Here is a 16,750-nt window from a genome sequence, read left to right as displayed (position 1 = left end):
TCTGTAGTAAAATATTTTCAAAAAGAAAGGGGATTTATGATGAATCCAATTATTCAAAGTTTATTTGACCGCAAATCTTGTCGCATTTTTAAAGATAAAGAAATATCCCAAGAAAAAAGAAAATTGATATTAGAAGCTTGCATGCAGGCACCGAGTGCAGGAAACCAACAAATGTATACAATCATTGATGTACAAGATAAGAAACTACAAGAAACGCTATCTAAAACGTGTGATAATCAATCTTTTATTAATCAGGCTAAAATGGTTTTAATTTTCTGTGTTGATTTTCAGAAATGGTATGATTTATTTAATTATGAAAATTGCAGTCCTAGAAAACCAGGCGTAGGCGATTTATTACTAGCCACAACAGATGCGACCATTGCCGCACAAAATGCGGTTGTAGCTGCCGAAAGTTTAGGAATCGGATCTTGTTACATAGGTGATATTTTAGAGCAGCATGATTTACATAGAGAATCATTAAATCTAAGTGAGTATGTAGTCCCTGTATGCATGTTAGTACTTGGATATCCTGCAGAGGATCATTTTAAAAGACAAAAACCAAAACGTTGTCAATTAGAAGATATTGTTTGTGTTGATCAATATCATAGAAAAGACCAACAGGAATTAAAAAATATGTATGAATATAAAGCTGGAAATAAAACATTAAACGAATGGGCAATAGCTTTCTGTAAACGAAAATACAATTCGGATTTTTCAAAAGAAATGACAAATTCTGTACAAAAATATATTGATCAATTTAAAAGTGAAGCCGATTAAGACTTCACTTCTTTTCTTATAGTTTTAATGCAATATTTACGCCATCACGAACTGCTTCCAAAGCTTGTGCTACACATGATGCATCACCAAATAAGTATGTTTCTTTTCCCGTTTCTCTAATAGCTTCATATAGACTTGGGTCTGGTTTTGAGCCTGTCGCATATACGATAAAGTCAAATTTTCCTAAATTTTGTGTTTCTCCACCTTTTTCAACCTTAACACCATCTTCTACTGATACAAGTTTTGTTTCTGTTAGTGCCTTGATTGGTAGACTTTGAATACGAGTCATTGTAGAAACTAAGTTTGCCGGAGATTCTCCATCACCTATATTCTTTTTCATTTCCAAAATTGTAACATGTGCATCCGGGTGCTTTTCACAAATATATTCACTTGCCTCAACGCCAACCATGCCTCCACCTACGACAAGGATATTTCCATGCACATCGACTTTATCACCTAAAATATCATGTGCTGTATAGGCATCTCCATTTGGTTTATTTGGAATAGAACCATTACATACTAGAATCACATCAAAATTATGTACATCATTCACTTTCACTTCATGATTTAAATGAACTGGAATATGCAATCTTTGACATTCATTTTCTAAATAATCAATCCATTTATGCATTTCTTTTTTCGGTGTAATCTTGCTAGCAAGATTGATCTGTCCACCTAACACATCACTTTTTTCAAAAACTTCTACATCAAGTCCTCTTAAAGAACACATTCTTGCAGTGCTTAATCCACCGATTCCGCCACCTACAATCATAATTTTTTTATTCGAAACAGTTGGTTCTATCTTTATTTCCATTTCATGACCACAGAATGGATTAATCACGCAAGTTCCATATAACCGCTTTGTTTGTTGTCCAACACATCCTGCAAGACATCCTGTACAAGGTGCAATTTGTGCATCTTTATGTTCTTTTGCCTTCTTGACAAAATCTGGATCTGCAAGTAAAGCACGACCTAGTACAATACCATCGACTTTCTCTTCCTCCACTAAAGAACGAGCCAATTTCGCTTCATTAATCTTTCCCACCAACAATACGGGTACGTGACTGATTTCTTTGATTCTTAAAGCTTCTTTCAAATTGGTTGCACACTCTTCTCCATGACTTGGCATAATTTTGTTTGGCAATTCATATTGAGATCCACCCGAAATTTCAAAGGCATCAACACCTCTTTTTTCTAATTCAGGTATCAATTGAAGTGTATCTTCAATTGTATTTCCACCTGGAATCTTCTCAGATCCAGACATTCTTAAAATAATTGGAAAATCATCTCCACATTTTGATTTAATCGCTTCTACCACTTCAAATAATAAGCGTGCACGATGCATTAGATTGCCACCATATTCATCTGTTCGCTTATTTTTTAAAGGACTCAAGAAAGAGCCTAGAAGCATATAGCCGTGAGCACAATGCAGTTCAATTCCATCAAAACCAGCCTGTTTTGCCTGATAAGAAGTATTTGCATACATGGAAATAATGTTTGGAATTTCTTCTATTTTTAATTCACGAGTTTGTTGGTACATCGAATTTAAATAGCCACTACTAGAAATTGGTGTAACCCCAAAGAATGAAGAGATACTTTCTGGCCCTGGATGTGTAATTTGAGGAATAATTTTTGTTCCATATGCATGGATCTTATCCGTAAACTTCTTATATTCCAAAATGCTTTCTTCACTTCTAAAACATAGCGTATTTCCTAAATAAGGTGTATTAGGGTCAACACTAGTCGCATCCGTAATAATACATCCTACTTCTCCTTTAGCTCTTTCAAGCCAATATGCCTGTTCTTGTAGTGTTGGGATTCCCGTTTGATCTCCATACCCTAAAGACATAGGAGCCATAAAGGTACGGTTTTTCAATATCATTGAACCAATTTTAAGTTCATCAAATAAAGTTGTCATATCGCTACCTACTTATTAATTTCTAATACTGCATGATAAGCATCTTTAAATGCATCTAAAGCAACACCTGCTTTCTTGCAGTCACCAACGATGTATGTAGGAATACCTAGATTGGCATACATACTTGTATCATTTGCCTTTGAACCAACAGCCATAATGACACTATCATATGGATATTCTTTGCCACTGGCAACAACTGCATGATCATCAATTCGTTCTACAGTGGCACTTGTCTCAATTGTGATTGGCATTTGTGCCATCACAAACTGCGCTGTAATTTGACGTAATGGACCTAGATCCTGTAAAGCTTTTTCTTTCATTTCTAAAACAGTAACTTTCTTTTGTCTGGCAGCCAAGAATTCAGCGGTTTCAAAACCAACAAGACCACCACCAATAATGACGACGTTTTCACCTGGCACTTCTACTTTTTCACTCAATACATCATGTGCAACAATAGCTCTTTCACTACCTTCAATTGAAAGTACAAACGGACTTGACCCAATCGCAACAATGAGTGCATCCGGCTTAATTTCTTCTAGCATTTCCTTAGTAACAACAGTATTTAAGTGCACCTCAATTCCAGATTTTTGAACATCCAAAATCATTTTATCTACCGCATTCTTAAAGTCTTTTTTAGCTGAAATAGCCCCGGCCAATAAGAATTGTCCACCAAGACTTTCACTCTTTTCAAATAAAATTGGTGTATTACCTGTTTCTTTTAAATCTAGAGCTGCTTCCATACCTGCAATTCCACCACCTAAGATGACAACTTTTTTAGAAGCAGATCCTGGTTTTAAGCCTAATGTTTCCTCTTCTAATAAGCCAGGATTTCGCATACAAGTAATGTGTTTAATCGCTGGATTATATAAGGATGCACAGAATGAGTCATAGCAGCCTTGGTTACATCCAATACAATAGCGAATTTGATTGACTTTACCAGCTCTAGCCTTGTTACAGAAATTAGCGTCGGCAAGTTGAGCACGTGCCATGACAACTAAATCGGCCTTGTCATCTTCTAAGATTTTTTCGGCAAATTCAGGCGTATTGATACGTCCACAAGGCATTGTCAACATACCCGTTTCTTTTCGAATGCGTGCAGCATCTTCTACGTTAAATCCATTTTCAATATCAACTGGTGCCACTTCATATAATGTAGCTGCCGTTAATATATTTCCACGACTAATATTTAATACATCAACACCTAATTCTTTAGCATCTTTACAGAATTCAATCACTTCTTCAACCGTTAATCCACCATCTAACATGTCATCATGACAATCTACACGCATGAATAGTGGCATATCTTCTGGCATATTGGCACGAATCGATTTAATACATTCCAATGGGAATTTCTTACGGTTTTCAAAAGAGCCACCCCACTCATCACTTCGATGGTTAATTCCACCTGAAAGCATAGAGTGTGGTAAATAGTTATGTGCACAATGGAATTCTAAACAATCAAATCCAGCTTCTACTGCACGTTTTGCAGCTTGGCCAAACTTATCTATTATATCGAGTAATCTTTCATTTGTGATAGCTGGCACTGTATATTGTGGACTTAATGGTAAGTCATCGGGCACTAAAATTTGAGCCGTTTGATCTGAAGCTACGGCTAATCCACCTTGCCATAATTGAATGCAAGTTTTTCCTCCAGCTTCATGCACGGCATCATTTAATTTTTTAAATTCTGGAATGTATTTGTCTTCGGCAATCGACAAGAATCCAAAAGGTGCACTGGCCGCATCAACACTTGTAACTTCAATTGTATTTAATCCATTTCCACCTTTTGCACGAGCCACATGATACGCAATCAACTTATCTGTAACACTCTTTCCATCTTCACTTTCCGCACTTTCATGTGTTCCCATCGCAGACATGACAACACGATTTCTTAATTCCATACCACGAATCTGTATGGGTTCAAACAATTTGTCAAACATATGATTCTCCTCCTTTTCGTATGTTTATTTCTTATTTTATTATACTTCAATTGTTAGCGGTTTCACATACACAAAAGAAAAGAGTTGTCATTCTTTGACAACTCGTACGGTTTCAATACCATAATATTTCATGACTTCAATAGAAGACTCACTAATCACTTCTCCTGGAATCACTGGAAGAATCGCAGGAGGACAAGATACAGTCACACTGGAGCATACTTGTCCTAATGATTTAGATACATCCAATGTTATGCTTGACGAAAATAAAGCTTGACGCACATTCATGGCTTTTTTAGATTGTTCTAATTTTGGTAGTTTATTTACTAAAATGGGCTTTCCTTCAATTCCACATAAACATGTCTCTAATCGTTTTAAATCATCCTTCGTATTATATGGAGATGGCATTAATACAATATAGTCTGAATCATAGAATTCAGGATAGATATCACATTCCATTAAAAGATTTGCGATTTCATTTCCAGTATAGCCAAACTCTTTTGTTGAAATCGTAATCTTCATGGGTTCACCAGATAAAATCGTGTATCCATGTTGAACCAACGTATTCTTTAATCCATCAACTCTTTGAATACATTCAAACAAAGAGTTTTTAAACGTAGTATCCAACACCTCATTTGCCGCATCTAAAGATGCCATAATCAAATAGGATGGACTTGTAGAAGAAAAGTATTCCATAAAATGTTTAACGTCATTTTTCCATACTTGATTCAAAGAATCACTTAAATGAAGATAAGCTCCCCCTGTAAGTACAGGCAGTGTTTTATGGGCCGAATCACAACATAGATCAGCACCCAAATCAATAGGGTATAAAGAATCTTTTAGAAAACGAAGATATGCACCATGCGCATTATCGATGGCGAGTAGTACATTATGTTTTTTACATACACTAGCTAAAGACTTAATATCCAAAAGATTTCCTAAATAGTCTGGATTGGTCAGATATACAGCCGTTGGAAGACTTTCAATAATCGCCTTTTCTAAATCCTCTGCATGTATCTTACAAGATAAATAATCACTATTTCCATATAACCATTCAATCTCAAAATCTAATAGTGCAGCCGCATGAATAAAACTTCGATGCGCATTTCTTCCTGCAAGAATTTTAGGCTTCTTGCCTTTACTTTTGGCATCTTGGCATAATATCGTGCACATCGTTTGAATGCATAAAGTAGAGCCTTGCGTTGAATAATAGGTTGGACAGCCAAATAAGTTTGAAGCATTTTGTTCACTTTCCTTAATGATTCCCTCTGCTGCAAACAATTCATCAGCTCCATAAATTTCTGTAAGATCCATTCCTTCAAAACCAAGAATGCCAGCGCCTTTATGGCCTGGCATATGCATTCTTACAGGTGATTTTTCTTGATATGATTTTAGAAAACTAACAATCGGCGTCTTCATGATTATTTTCTTTCATATCACGAATAATAGCTACGGCAAGGGCACACTCTAGTCGTTTACAGAATAGTTCACAACCCTCTTTATATACACCTTTGACAGATCCTGTCGCATGGTATGCATTGGCTGCACATCCTCCAGAACAATAAAGTCTTGCCCAGCAATCTGCACATTCTTTACGTGCATATACGTTACATGATGCAAATTCATCCTGAATCTTTTTGTTTGTGACACCCGTATAAATGTCTCCTAATTTAAAGGCTTCTTCTCCTACAAATTGGTGACAAGGATATAAATCTCCCCATGGTGTTACGGCCATATATTCAGTTCCTGAACCACATCCTGAAATACGTTTATAAATACATGGTCCACCTTTTAAATCAATCATATAGTGATAGAAAGTAAATGGATCTTTCTTCTCATCATATTCCAACATCAACTTCGCTAAATCTTCATATTGTTTCATAACAAATTCACGATCCGCTTCAGTTAGTGCAGAAGGATCATCTGACTTGGCAACAACAGGTTCCATACTTAATTCTCTAAAACCTAAGTCTAACATTTGTTGCACATCTTTTAAGAAGTCTGGATTGGCATGAGTAAAAGTACCACGCATATAGTAATTTTTACCTTCACGAGCCTTTACTAACTTTTGGAATTTAGGAACGATTGTATCAAAACTTCCCTTACCAGAATAATCCACACGATAACGGTCATGAACTTCTTTACGTCCATCTAAGCTTAATACAACATTGCTCATTTCTTTGTTCGCAAATTCAATTACGTCATCATCAATCAACATACCATTTGTCGTTAGTGTAAAACGGAAATTCTTTCCAGCATCTTTTTCAATACTACGAGCATACTCAACTAATTGTTTAACCACATCAAAGTTCATTAGTGGCTCTCCACCAAAGAAATCCACTTCTAAGTTTCTGCGTGTTCCTGAATTTTCCACCAAGAAATCAAGAGCTCGTTTTCCCGTTTCAAAACTCATTAATGCACGGTCCCCATGGTATTTTCCTTGGCTGGCAAAACAATACGAGCAATTCAAGTTACAAGTATGGGCAATATGAAGACATAAAGCTTTAATAACACCACTTGTCTTAGCCTTTAACTGTCCTGCCATAGGTTCATATGTATCTTCACTAAATAAACGACCTTGTTCTTTTAATTCTAAAATCTGGTCGTAACATTCTTCTAATTCAGATGTTTCAACACTAGGATATTTCTCCTTCATTTCTAAAACCAAGGTATTTTTATCTTTATCTAAAAATTCAGCAATCATATCATAAGCAATTTCATCTACCACATGAATGCTTCCTGAACAAATATCCAATACAATATTCTGATCAAACATTTTATATTGATGAATCATGTATTTTTCCTCCCTCAAATTTAAAAAATGCTGCCTTAAAGGCGGCATTAAAAATGCCGAATCACTTCGGCATTTCTTAATTACTTACTTTCTTTATTATTTTCGCAAGCTTGGTTAGCGATTCCGCAGCTGGTTTTACAAGCTGATTGGCAAGAAGTTTGGCATTCTCCACATCCACCATTTTTTGCGCTTTCACACAAGTTACGAGTATCTACTGTATTAATATGTTTCATGATTATATACCCCCATATAAATTCCTCTTTATTTTAACACGCCAACAAAAGAATATCAAATTAAAAAGGCATTCCGAAGAATACCTTTATAAACTATTTAGAACTTTCTTCCTTAGTACGGAATACGTAGCGACTAGTTACTGTAGCACCTTCTGGAGCACCAGAGTAAGAAGCATATTCTTTGTTCATAGCTTTGATTTCATCCATTACACTTTGTAATGTTTCAAGTTCTCCAACACCTAAATCTACCTTTTCTTTTAATTGATCCAATCCTTCAGATTTGAATTGTTCGTTACCCTCATACAATTGTTTAGCACCATCATTCAATGTTTCAAATGCCTTACCCAATGTATCTAATCCATCAGCCATTTCATTGAATGTTCCACTCTGTCCAGCAAGTGTTCCTGTTGCCTGTGATAATGCACTAGCACCACCATTTAATGTAGCATTGTTTGATGTTAATTGAGTAGTACCAGCTTTGATTTTATCTACACCAGATTTTGAAGCAGTTTGTAGTTCACCCAACTTATTTCCTAAGTTAATTGCTCCAGCATTAATTTTTAACGCTCCATTGTATAGTTCTGTAACTCCAGGTTTTAAACTGTTAAGCATAGTTTGCATACCTTCAACTTTTTTAGTTGATCCAGATAAAGTTTGACTTAATGTATCAATTGTAGTCAATGCTGTATTAACATCTGTTGCTAAACCTTCTAAATTGCTAATTGATTTACTTACTAATGTACTCATTTCTGAAACAGTAGATTGAACAGTTACTAGAGTATCATTTAATGTTTTGAATTCCTCTGTTAAAGTCTGCAATTCAGATAATTCTTCAATTGTACTAATTGCATCTACATTAGCTTTTTCTGCTTCCAATGCATCGATTTGAGTTTGAATACTATATGCTTCATCAGTCTTGCCAGCATCATTTAATGCCTTTTTAGCTGTACTTAGTGTACCAATAGATGTTTCAATCTCAGTCTTCATACTATTTTTAATAGCAGTGATTTCATCATTAACTGTTTTTTTCTTCGAATTATAGTCTGCAATCGCAGTATTATTCTGTGTTTCTTTAGTTACAATTTCATTACCCAAATTATCCAATTCATTTTTTAAATTAGACAAACCAGATAATTTAGTAGATGCATTGGTTAAATCTGTTTGCATATCTTCAAGAGTTTTTTTATCTGTAGCTAAAGTATCAGCCATTCCTTGTAGTTTTGTTTTAGAACCATCTAAAAGTGTATTCATTTCTTTAACTGATGCTGTTACATTAGATCCATTTAATTGATCTAATAATTGTCCTAACCCATCTGCAACAGCTTGCGAACCATCCACTAAACTTGCTTGTTCCTCCGTTGAAGTTGTAACGGCAGATTGAATTAAACCCACATTTTGAGGAATACCATACAACTGGTCAACACCCTCATTGATTGCACTAGCACCAGCCGTATATTGGCTAATACCTGTTTGTAAGGCTTTAACACCATCATTTAATTGGATAGCACCTGCAGATAATTGTCTTACCTGATCAGATGAACCTGTTAACGGAGCGGCTTGTTCTTTTAATTGAGTTGTTCCATCATACAATTGTTTTGATCCATCGATCAATTGATTGTCGGCTTCAATTAATTGGTTAACGCCATCTGTTAATTCAGATACAGAACCAATTTCACCTAATTCACTTGCCAAATCAATTTCATTTGTCATGCCAACCATTATAGATCCTAAATCAAAATCATTGACATCCGCTTCTACTGTTACATCATCACTGATTCCTAATTGATTATTTACTTTGTCTAAACCTGCAGATTTTAATGTTTCATTCAAGCCTGGAATATTCGCAAATGCCAACATTTCATTTGTTCCATCATTAACAATCTTACCAGATTCACATTTTACATTTGAGAACTTGCCAGTACTCATATTCAACATACCACCAGCTAAATAACTAGGGTGAATTACGATAGATTTGCCATTGATATTTTTAACTTCTGAATAATTATTTGTGAAAGAAATAGTTAATTTCAAATGACCAGACTTACCTTCCATATCTTTTGCAGACATCTCTTGACCATCTAATTCATAACGAATCTTAACAGACACTGGAAGTTGTTTTGTGGCTGTTCCTTCATAATACACATCATTTCCTTTCGCATTCCATGTATATGTATTTCCATCTTTTGAAGGTTTTTCATTTGATTTAATGTTCTTAACATCTGTTAAGTTTAAAGTTTCTTTAATATTATTAATTCCATCCTCATCATGTAACCAGCTAGATACGATTGTATCGCTGATGGAACCATCAGAGTTTAATACAGAATAAACAGTTTCTGTTTTTTCTGTAGGATTTTCATCATTACTTTGCGCAAATACAGTCACAGGCATCATACTTCCTGCCATAACTGCACTCAACACTACACTACCAACTACTTTTACTGTATGACTTAAATTCATATTTATTCTCCTTTCGCTTCCATGTTTGATTCTAGCCAATTCTTTGTCGTCTTTTCAATGAACTTGTGGCAGAAAATCAACAATGAAGGTAATACTAATAAAATACTTACGACTGAAATTAATGCACCACGTGCTAATAAAATGACTAATGATTTAATTAAATCCATCTTAGCTACAAAGCTTACACCGATACATGCGGCAAAGAATGAGAATCCACTTGTCATAATGGAAACACTCGATTTTTCCATCGCAATCAAAGCCGCTTCCTTAACCTTCTTACCATGCGATAATTCTTCTTTAAAACGCGTTGTCATTAAGATGGCATAGTCTACTGTGGCACCCAATTGAATAGTTCCAATAACCATACTTGCGATAAATGGAAGTGTAGTTCCTGTAAAGAATGGAATACCCATATTGATTGTGATCGCAAATTCAATTGTTAGTACTAAAATGACTGGAAGTGCAAATGATTTAAATGTTAAGGCAACAATGATAAAGATCATGATTACAGATAATACGTTAACCATCGCAAAGTCTGTATTTGTTGTTGTGATCAAATCACGTGTCATACTTCCTTCTCCACCAATCATACCCTTCTTATCATATTTATGAATGATGGTATCCATTTTATCTAACTGTTTATTTAATTTATCGGTTGCAGCTTTATAATCACTGTTCACAACAATTAATTTCTTTCCGCCATTTTGGAAAATATCCTTTACTACACTTGGAGTAAAGTTGGATGCAAGTCCTGGACCCACAAATTCTTCATACGCTAATACATTATGAATTCCTTTTAAATCTTTGATTTCAGAACACATATTCTGAATTTCATTCGTTGTTAATTTATCATCCACTAAAACGAAATGTGTCGTTGTCATATCAAATTTATCTTTTAACTGATTTGTACCAATGATACTCGCAAAATCGCCTGGCATACCAGAAATCAAATCATAATAGATATTTGTATGTGCCTGACCATATCCAAACGGAATGAAGATCAACACAAAGGCAACAAGAATCTTTTTATAGTGATGAATCACAAAACGAGGAACTCTATGTAACTCATTCAAAATTGTTTTATGTTTGTACTTTTCAATCGTCTTATCAAAGAACATCAACAAACTTGGCAAAATGAAGATAGTTGATAATACACCAAGAACAACACCTTTGGCCATAACGATACCAATATCTCTACCTAGTGTTAACTGCATTACACACAAGGCAACGAAACCAGCAATTGTTGTGATTGAACTTGAAGTAATTGAAGTAAACGTAGCTTTGATGGCCTTAGCCATAGCCTCTTCATTTGGAAGTTTTTGTTTTTCTTCTTGATATCTATGTAATAAGAAGATGGAATAATCCAATGTTACAGCTAACTGTAATACAACGGCCAAAGCCTTTGTGATATAACTAATTTCACCTAAGAATACGTTTGTACCAAAGTTATAAACAATTGGGAAAATCATTCCTAGCATAAATACAACTGGAGCAATCGTACTCTCTAATCCTAAGAACAATACGATCATACATAATACAACCGCAATACCTGCATAGATTGGCGTATCATGTTCTGTTTGATCTTTAGTATCTTCACTGATGGCTGACATACCACCTAAATAACAATCATCTTTTGTATATTTTTTTATTTTACTAATCGCATTCATTGTACGCATTGACGATGTTGGCTCTTTAAATGTAACAATCATCATTGTGCTGTCACCAGAATATAACATATTCTGAATGCTTTCTGGAATTGCCTGTTTTGGAACAGAGATATCCAATACATCATCTCTCCAAATACATTTTTCAACTCCATCTATTTTATTGATCTCTTCCTTAATTTTTGCGGCCTCTTGATCCGTCTTGTTGTTGACAACCAAGAAGTCTACACTCGATAAGTTAAAATCATCTCCAAGAATCTTTTGTGTTTTCATAGATTCTGAAGTCGAAGGTAAATAAGATAATAAATCGTAATTAATATTTGTATTGAAATAACCAATTGCACTTGGAATCAAAAGAACAATGGCCACAGCCAAAATCATATTACGATATTTAACTATCCATTTTGACATCTTATCCATATCGAATCACCTTTTTTTCTATCCTTTCCTGTACTACGTGAAGAGTATAGTACCAAACTGACCGGTAGTCAATATTTTTATTTTATTTTTTTCAAATTCCAAATATACAATTGTTTTAATATGTTCAATAGGTCATTTTTATTTGTGTTTTCTAAATTATTGTTTATAATAAGGATGGTGATACGCATGAAAAGTAAGATAATCGAAAACAAGAAAATAAAAGAAAACAACCTCTTACAGGCTGCCTTTAATCTATTCACAAAAGAAGACATCACAAATGTCTCTGTTAATGATATTGTAAAAAACGCGGGAGTCGCAAAAGGGACTTTCTATCTTTATTTCAAAGATAAATATCAAATACGCGATATTCTAATTCAAAAAGAAGCACATCGCCTATTTGAAGAGGCCCACAAACAATTAGAGAAAAATGATATTCGTAATTTTGAAGACTCTGTTATCTTCTTGATTAATCAAGTATTGATTCGACTAGAAAACAATCCATTGATTTTAAAATTTGTTGAAAGAAACCTATCTTGGGGCGTGTTCCATGCCCAATTAAATACGGCTATCGATAATGATAGTTTCAGCCTTATAAAAGAGTTTAATGAAATCGCAACCGTAAATGGATACGAATTCGAAAATTCAGAAGTCATACTCTATCTTATAGTTGAACTTACAGGAAGTACTTGCTACAACAGTATTCTTCATAGTCAACCACTTCCTATCGAAGAATATAAACCCATTCTTTTCGATTCCATTCGTGCTATCCTTTCCCAAGGAAAGAAAAAAAGCTAGGAAAAGCCTAGCGTACAATAATATAAATCATATAAATGACATATACGAGGATCATAAAGATCCCCTTTTTTCTTGTCATTGTATCTCCTTTTTTGGCAATGCCATAAATCAAAAGAGATACACCAATCAAGACAAAAGTATCAATAATATTCTGTGAAGTAGCTGCAATTGGATGAATTGTACTTGAAGTACCCAAAATAAACAAAATATTCATAATGTTACTTCCAATCGCATTTCCCAAAGATAAACCACTCTCACCTTTTCTTGCCGCAACAACACTTGTTACTAACTCAGGCAATGAAGTTCCAATAGATACGACAGTTAAACCAATCAACGTATCACTCATACCAAGCATAGCTGCAATCTGTTTTGCACTATCTACAGTGATGTCTCCACCCCAAATAATACACGCAACACCGATCACGATATAAATCAAGCATTTGATTCCCGATAAAGTTTCAACTTCCTCATCCTCAACGCGATTCTTTTTAGCACTACGAATCAAATTTAAAATAAACAATACCAAACCAACCAAGAAGATCATGCCTTCAAAGCGATTCAACATTCCATTTAACACAAAAATCGAAAGTAAAATACTAACTAAAATATTGATTTTTAAATCACGATTCAAAATATCCCTGTCCATTAAAAATGGAGCAATGACTGCACTTGTTCCAACCACAACCAAAGTATTGAAAATATTAGAACCCACAATATTTGAAATCGCAATTTCATTACTGCCCATTAAGCCAGCCGTAATACTCACACTCGCTTCTGGTAAGCTTGTTCCGAGCGCAACAATTGTCAAACCAATAATAACTGAAGGTACTTTTAACTTACGAGCCACACTTGCACTGCCATCCACAAACAAGTCTGCACCCTTCATTAAAAGGACCATACCTAAAACTAATAAAAGAAATACCATTTTCTCAATCCTTTCAAAGTCACCTTATTATATCACAGACTGAAAAGAAAAGAAGAAATTTTTCATCTTGTCCTATCAATCGTCACAAACATTGAACAAAAGAATTAATCCATCTTTGCGACCATCTCTTTGCAGCTTGGCCTAAGCTTTCATCAATAGCTTTTTAATCGACTCTTCACTTACTGAGAAGATCGATGTGATACTTGAAACATTAAATCCTTTTTCCATTCCCCAATAAAGAAGTCGACAAAATAGGCATCGTTTTATCTTTTGATTTATTCATCTAATACGCAATCAATAGTGGCTTTTCTAGAAAACTGGCATTTGTTAAGATATTTTTACAATTAAATATAGAATTTATTGACCAAAATATGTATAATAAACCCATAAAGGGAGTAGCCTGCACATATATGTGTTTACAGCTTCGTCAATACGATGTTAAATCCGGACTGTGATGAAATGGCAAGACTTTGGTATATAAGACCAGAGTCTTTTTATTTTTATCTGGTCCAGGAGGAAAACATATGAATATAATTTTATTAGTATTAGGATTTATTCTACTACTAAAAGGAGCCGATTGGTTCGTTGATGGATCAAGCAGTATCGCATCACGCTTTGGCATACCCCAACTTGTCATTGGACTTACTATCGTTGCGATGGGAACCAGTCTTCCAGAAGCCTTTGTTTCCATTACAGCTGCATTAAAATCCAATGCAGCCATCACAATTGGAAATGTTGTTGGAAGTAATATTTTAAATGTAGGAATCATTCTTGGCATTACAGCACTCATTCGTCCATTACATATTCAAAATAGTACAATCAAATATGAAATGCCATTTATGATGCTTGTAACACTTGTATTGATATTATTAGGCATCAACACAACAATTTCTCGTTTAGATGGAATTATTATGTGGGTATTCTTTCTTGGTTACTTATACTACATCTTTAGAATGTCTAAGAATCAAATGGAAGAAACTGAAATCAAAAAAACAAACCCATTATTTATTCCACTCGGACTTGTATGTTTAATGATTGGAAGTAACTTTGCGGTAGATGCAGCCACAAACATTGCCATCTCATTAGGTGTCAGCCAAAGATTTATCGGACTAACCATTGTTGCCTTAGGAACATCCTTACCAGAACTTGTCACTTCTGTAACTGCTGCAAAAAAAGGCAATGCCGACATCGCGATTGGAAACATCATCGGATCTAATATCTTTAATATCCTATTTGTCGTAGGGGCTAGTGCACTTATTACTCCCGTACCTTTTGAACCTAACTTTATCATCGATTCCTTTGTCGCAATATTGATTGGTCTTGTCCTTTATATTTGCACTAAAAAAACAAGAGTACTCGACAAAAAAGCCGGCATACTCTTGTTAGTTACATATTTGATTTACTTTATTTATCTTCTTTACTAGTCTTCAACAAATCACAAATCTCTTCTAATAAGACAACAGTATCTTCTTTTTTAGGTTCTTCCTGATCAAGTTGATCATTTGTTGTCTTTTTAAAATGAGCCAAAAACTTCAACATTTTGACGTACTCTCATCATTAAAATGACGAGATTCTCTTTCTCTCATTGCGAGAAATGGAGCATCGCAAAGCTTTCAGCATGGTTCTAGGCCTTGCATATAGTCTTTGCATAGCTCTTGTTTTTTGAGCATTTCCAATCCATGTGGACCGTACTCTGTAAACTCATACTGCATCCAGCAGGGCTTACGCCTTAGACCTAACTGGATGAGAGATTCTTTATACTAGAATCCAAAGCATGATTTCATTGTGTGTCCACATTTTTTCATATCTAGAATCAATGTGTCCTGCATTGCGACAAAGTGTGAAAAATCAAGATGACAGGCTTTAAAATCAAGTGCAGTCGCAAAGAATGTGATCATCAATGACATCAAAATCGAAACTGCATCCATATCGATAGTTATCCCTAAAGGAAGAGTCAACGAAGTAATTTCTTCTGGAATGCCAATTTTTTCAGTTGCACACTTTAATGAAATGGGAATCGTAGCACTACTTGAACAAGTACCAAACGCATTCAATCCTGCAGGTGCGATATCCTTAAAAATTTGACCATACCACCATAAATAATAAACGCACATAAATAGAACGTAATATACAATGCCAATAATACTTGTCCTAATTGAAGCATTGTATCCACACCATTTGAATACATAACTGTAGCGATACATGCGAATACTCCAAATGGAGTCACATACATGATCTTACTAATAATAAAAGTAGAAATTTGATAAATGGAATCACGCAAATTAATAAATGGATCCGCCTTTTCCTGAACAGCCAAACATGCAAGTCCAATAATTACCGCAAAAGCTAATACTTAATGTATATTTCCTGATTCGAAAGCTTCCACTGGATTTGGCGGAATAATATTCTGTAAAGTATCCAACAATCCATTAAATGTCGCAGCCTCCACTTGTGTTTTTGTCGTAACAATATGCACATTCTTACCCAAATGCAACATACGAGGCAAAACCAATCCTAAACCTGAAACTAAAGCCGTTGTACCCGTATACCATAATAAGGTATATAAACCTACCTTACCTGTTTTGGCAATATCCCCAATTCCAATGATCCCCATAACTAAACTTGTGAATACAAGTGGGGAAATCATCATTTTTAATGCCGATATATAAATAGTGGAAACCACACTCAATGCCCATATTTGCCCATTCCGGCATAATAATTCCAATAATAACACCGGCAATCAACCCAATAAAAATACCAAGCGTTATATTATATCCTTTCTTTTTTATACTCATTCTACAATAATGTAAATATTTTACCATATCATTAC

General features: G+C 34.8%; 12 protein-coding genes and 1 pseudogene. 3 read left to right on the top strand and 10 right to left on the bottom strand.

Annotated elements, in window-relative coordinates; all coding sequences use genetic code 11:
* The first annotated feature begins 39 nt into the window (after window positions 1-39).
* Window positions 40-777 (top strand): nitroreductase family protein, encoded by a 738-nt coding sequence (locus KTQ83_RS01580; RefSeq protein ID WP_244975720.1) that lies wholly within the window; start codon window positions 40-42, stop codon window positions 775-777.
* A gap of 16 nt (window positions 778-793) precedes the next feature.
* Here KTQ83_RS01580 and KTQ83_RS01575 read toward each other — a convergent pair whose 3' ends face one another.
* The 7 genes from KTQ83_RS01575 to KTQ83_RS01545 form a co-directional block, all read right to left on the bottom strand.
* Window positions 794-2,695, bottom strand: a complete 1,902-nt coding sequence (locus tag KTQ83_RS01575; RefSeq protein WP_117924539.1) for an NADH:flavin oxidoreductase — start codon at window positions 2,693-2,695, stop codon at window positions 794-796.
* Between the two features lie 8 nt (window positions 2,696-2,703).
* Window positions 2,704-4,635 (bottom strand): bile acid Fe-S flavoenzyme BaiCD, encoded by a 1,932-nt coding sequence (gene baiCD, locus KTQ83_RS01570; protein ID WP_217255866.1) that lies wholly within the window; start codon window positions 4,633-4,635, stop codon window positions 2,704-2,706.
* 87 nt (window positions 4,636-4,722) lie between these two features.
* Complete coding sequence (locus KTQ83_RS01565) at window positions 4,723-6,051, bottom strand: aminotransferase class V-fold PLP-dependent enzyme (protein ID WP_217255865.1); 1,329 nt, start codon at window positions 6,049-6,051, stop codon at window positions 4,723-4,725.
* Complete coding sequence (gene scfB, locus KTQ83_RS01560; protein ID WP_217255864.1) at window positions 6,032-7,426, bottom strand: thioether cross-link-forming SCIFF peptide maturase; 1,395 nt, start codon at window positions 7,424-7,426, stop codon at window positions 6,032-6,034. The genes KTQ83_RS01565 and scfB overlap by 20 nt, the downstream gene beginning before the upstream one ends.
* Window positions 7,427-7,506: 80 nt before the next feature.
* A complete protein-coding gene (gene scfA / locus KTQ83_RS01555; RefSeq protein WP_003865538.1) occupies window positions 7,507-7,659 on the bottom strand; it encodes a six-cysteine ranthipeptide SCIFF in 153 nt (50 codons plus the stop codon).
* Between the two features lie 93 nt (window positions 7,660-7,752).
* Window positions 7,753-10,116, bottom strand: a complete 2,364-nt coding sequence (locus tag KTQ83_RS01550; protein WP_217255863.1) for a hypothetical protein — start codon at window positions 10,114-10,116, stop codon at window positions 7,753-7,755.
* Between the two features lie 2 nt (window positions 10,117-10,118).
* On the bottom strand, window positions 10,119-12,200 hold the full coding sequence (locus KTQ83_RS01545) for an efflux RND transporter permease subunit (RefSeq protein ID WP_217255862.1): 2,082 nt from the start codon (window positions 12,198-12,200) through the stop codon (window positions 10,119-10,121).
* A gap of 186 nt (window positions 12,201-12,386) precedes the next feature.
* Between KTQ83_RS01545 and KTQ83_RS01540 the strand changes: the two genes are divergently transcribed.
* Entirely contained in the window at window positions 12,387-12,995 is a 609-nt protein-coding gene (locus KTQ83_RS01540) for a TetR/AcrR family transcriptional regulator (protein ID WP_199593122.1), read from the top strand.
* Between the two features lie 7 nt (window positions 12,996-13,002).
* Here the strand turns inward: KTQ83_RS01540 and KTQ83_RS01535 are convergent, their stop codons facing one another.
* The gene (locus KTQ83_RS01535) at window positions 13,003-13,920 is read right to left on the bottom strand and encodes a calcium/sodium antiporter (protein WP_217255861.1); all 918 of its coding nucleotides are present in this window, start codon (window positions 13,918-13,920) and stop codon (window positions 13,003-13,005) included.
* 524 nt (window positions 13,921-14,444) lie between these two features.
* Between KTQ83_RS01535 and KTQ83_RS01530 the strand changes: the two genes are divergently transcribed.
* Window positions 14,445-15,344 (top strand): calcium/sodium antiporter, encoded by a 900-nt coding sequence (locus tag KTQ83_RS01530; RefSeq protein WP_186998925.1) that lies wholly within the window; start codon window positions 14,445-14,447, stop codon window positions 15,342-15,344.
* On the opposite strand, the gene KTQ83_RS12455 is transcribed toward KTQ83_RS01530, so the two are convergent.
* Window positions 15,325-15,459 carry a hypothetical protein gene (locus KTQ83_RS12455; protein ID WP_255466298.1) on the bottom strand — a complete coding sequence of 45 codons (135 nt, stop codon included), beginning with the start codon at window positions 15,457-15,459 and terminating at the stop codon, window positions 15,325-15,327. The genes KTQ83_RS01530 and KTQ83_RS12455 overlap by 20 nt on opposite strands.
* Window positions 15,460-15,680: 221 nt before the next feature.
* Window positions 15,681-16,567, bottom strand: a pseudogene (locus tag KTQ83_RS12175) (dicarboxylate/amino acid:cation symporter).
* Between the last annotated feature and the right edge of the window lie 183 nt (window positions 16,568-16,750).

This window comes from Holdemanella porci (assembly GCF_019052655.1).
GTDB classification, from domain to species: domain Bacteria; phylum Bacillota_I; class Bacilli_A; order Erysipelotrichales; family Erysipelotrichaceae; genus Holdemanella; species Holdemanella hominis.
Note: the sequence above shows the minus strand (reverse complement) of the source record. Positions and strands in the feature narration are given on the sequence as shown.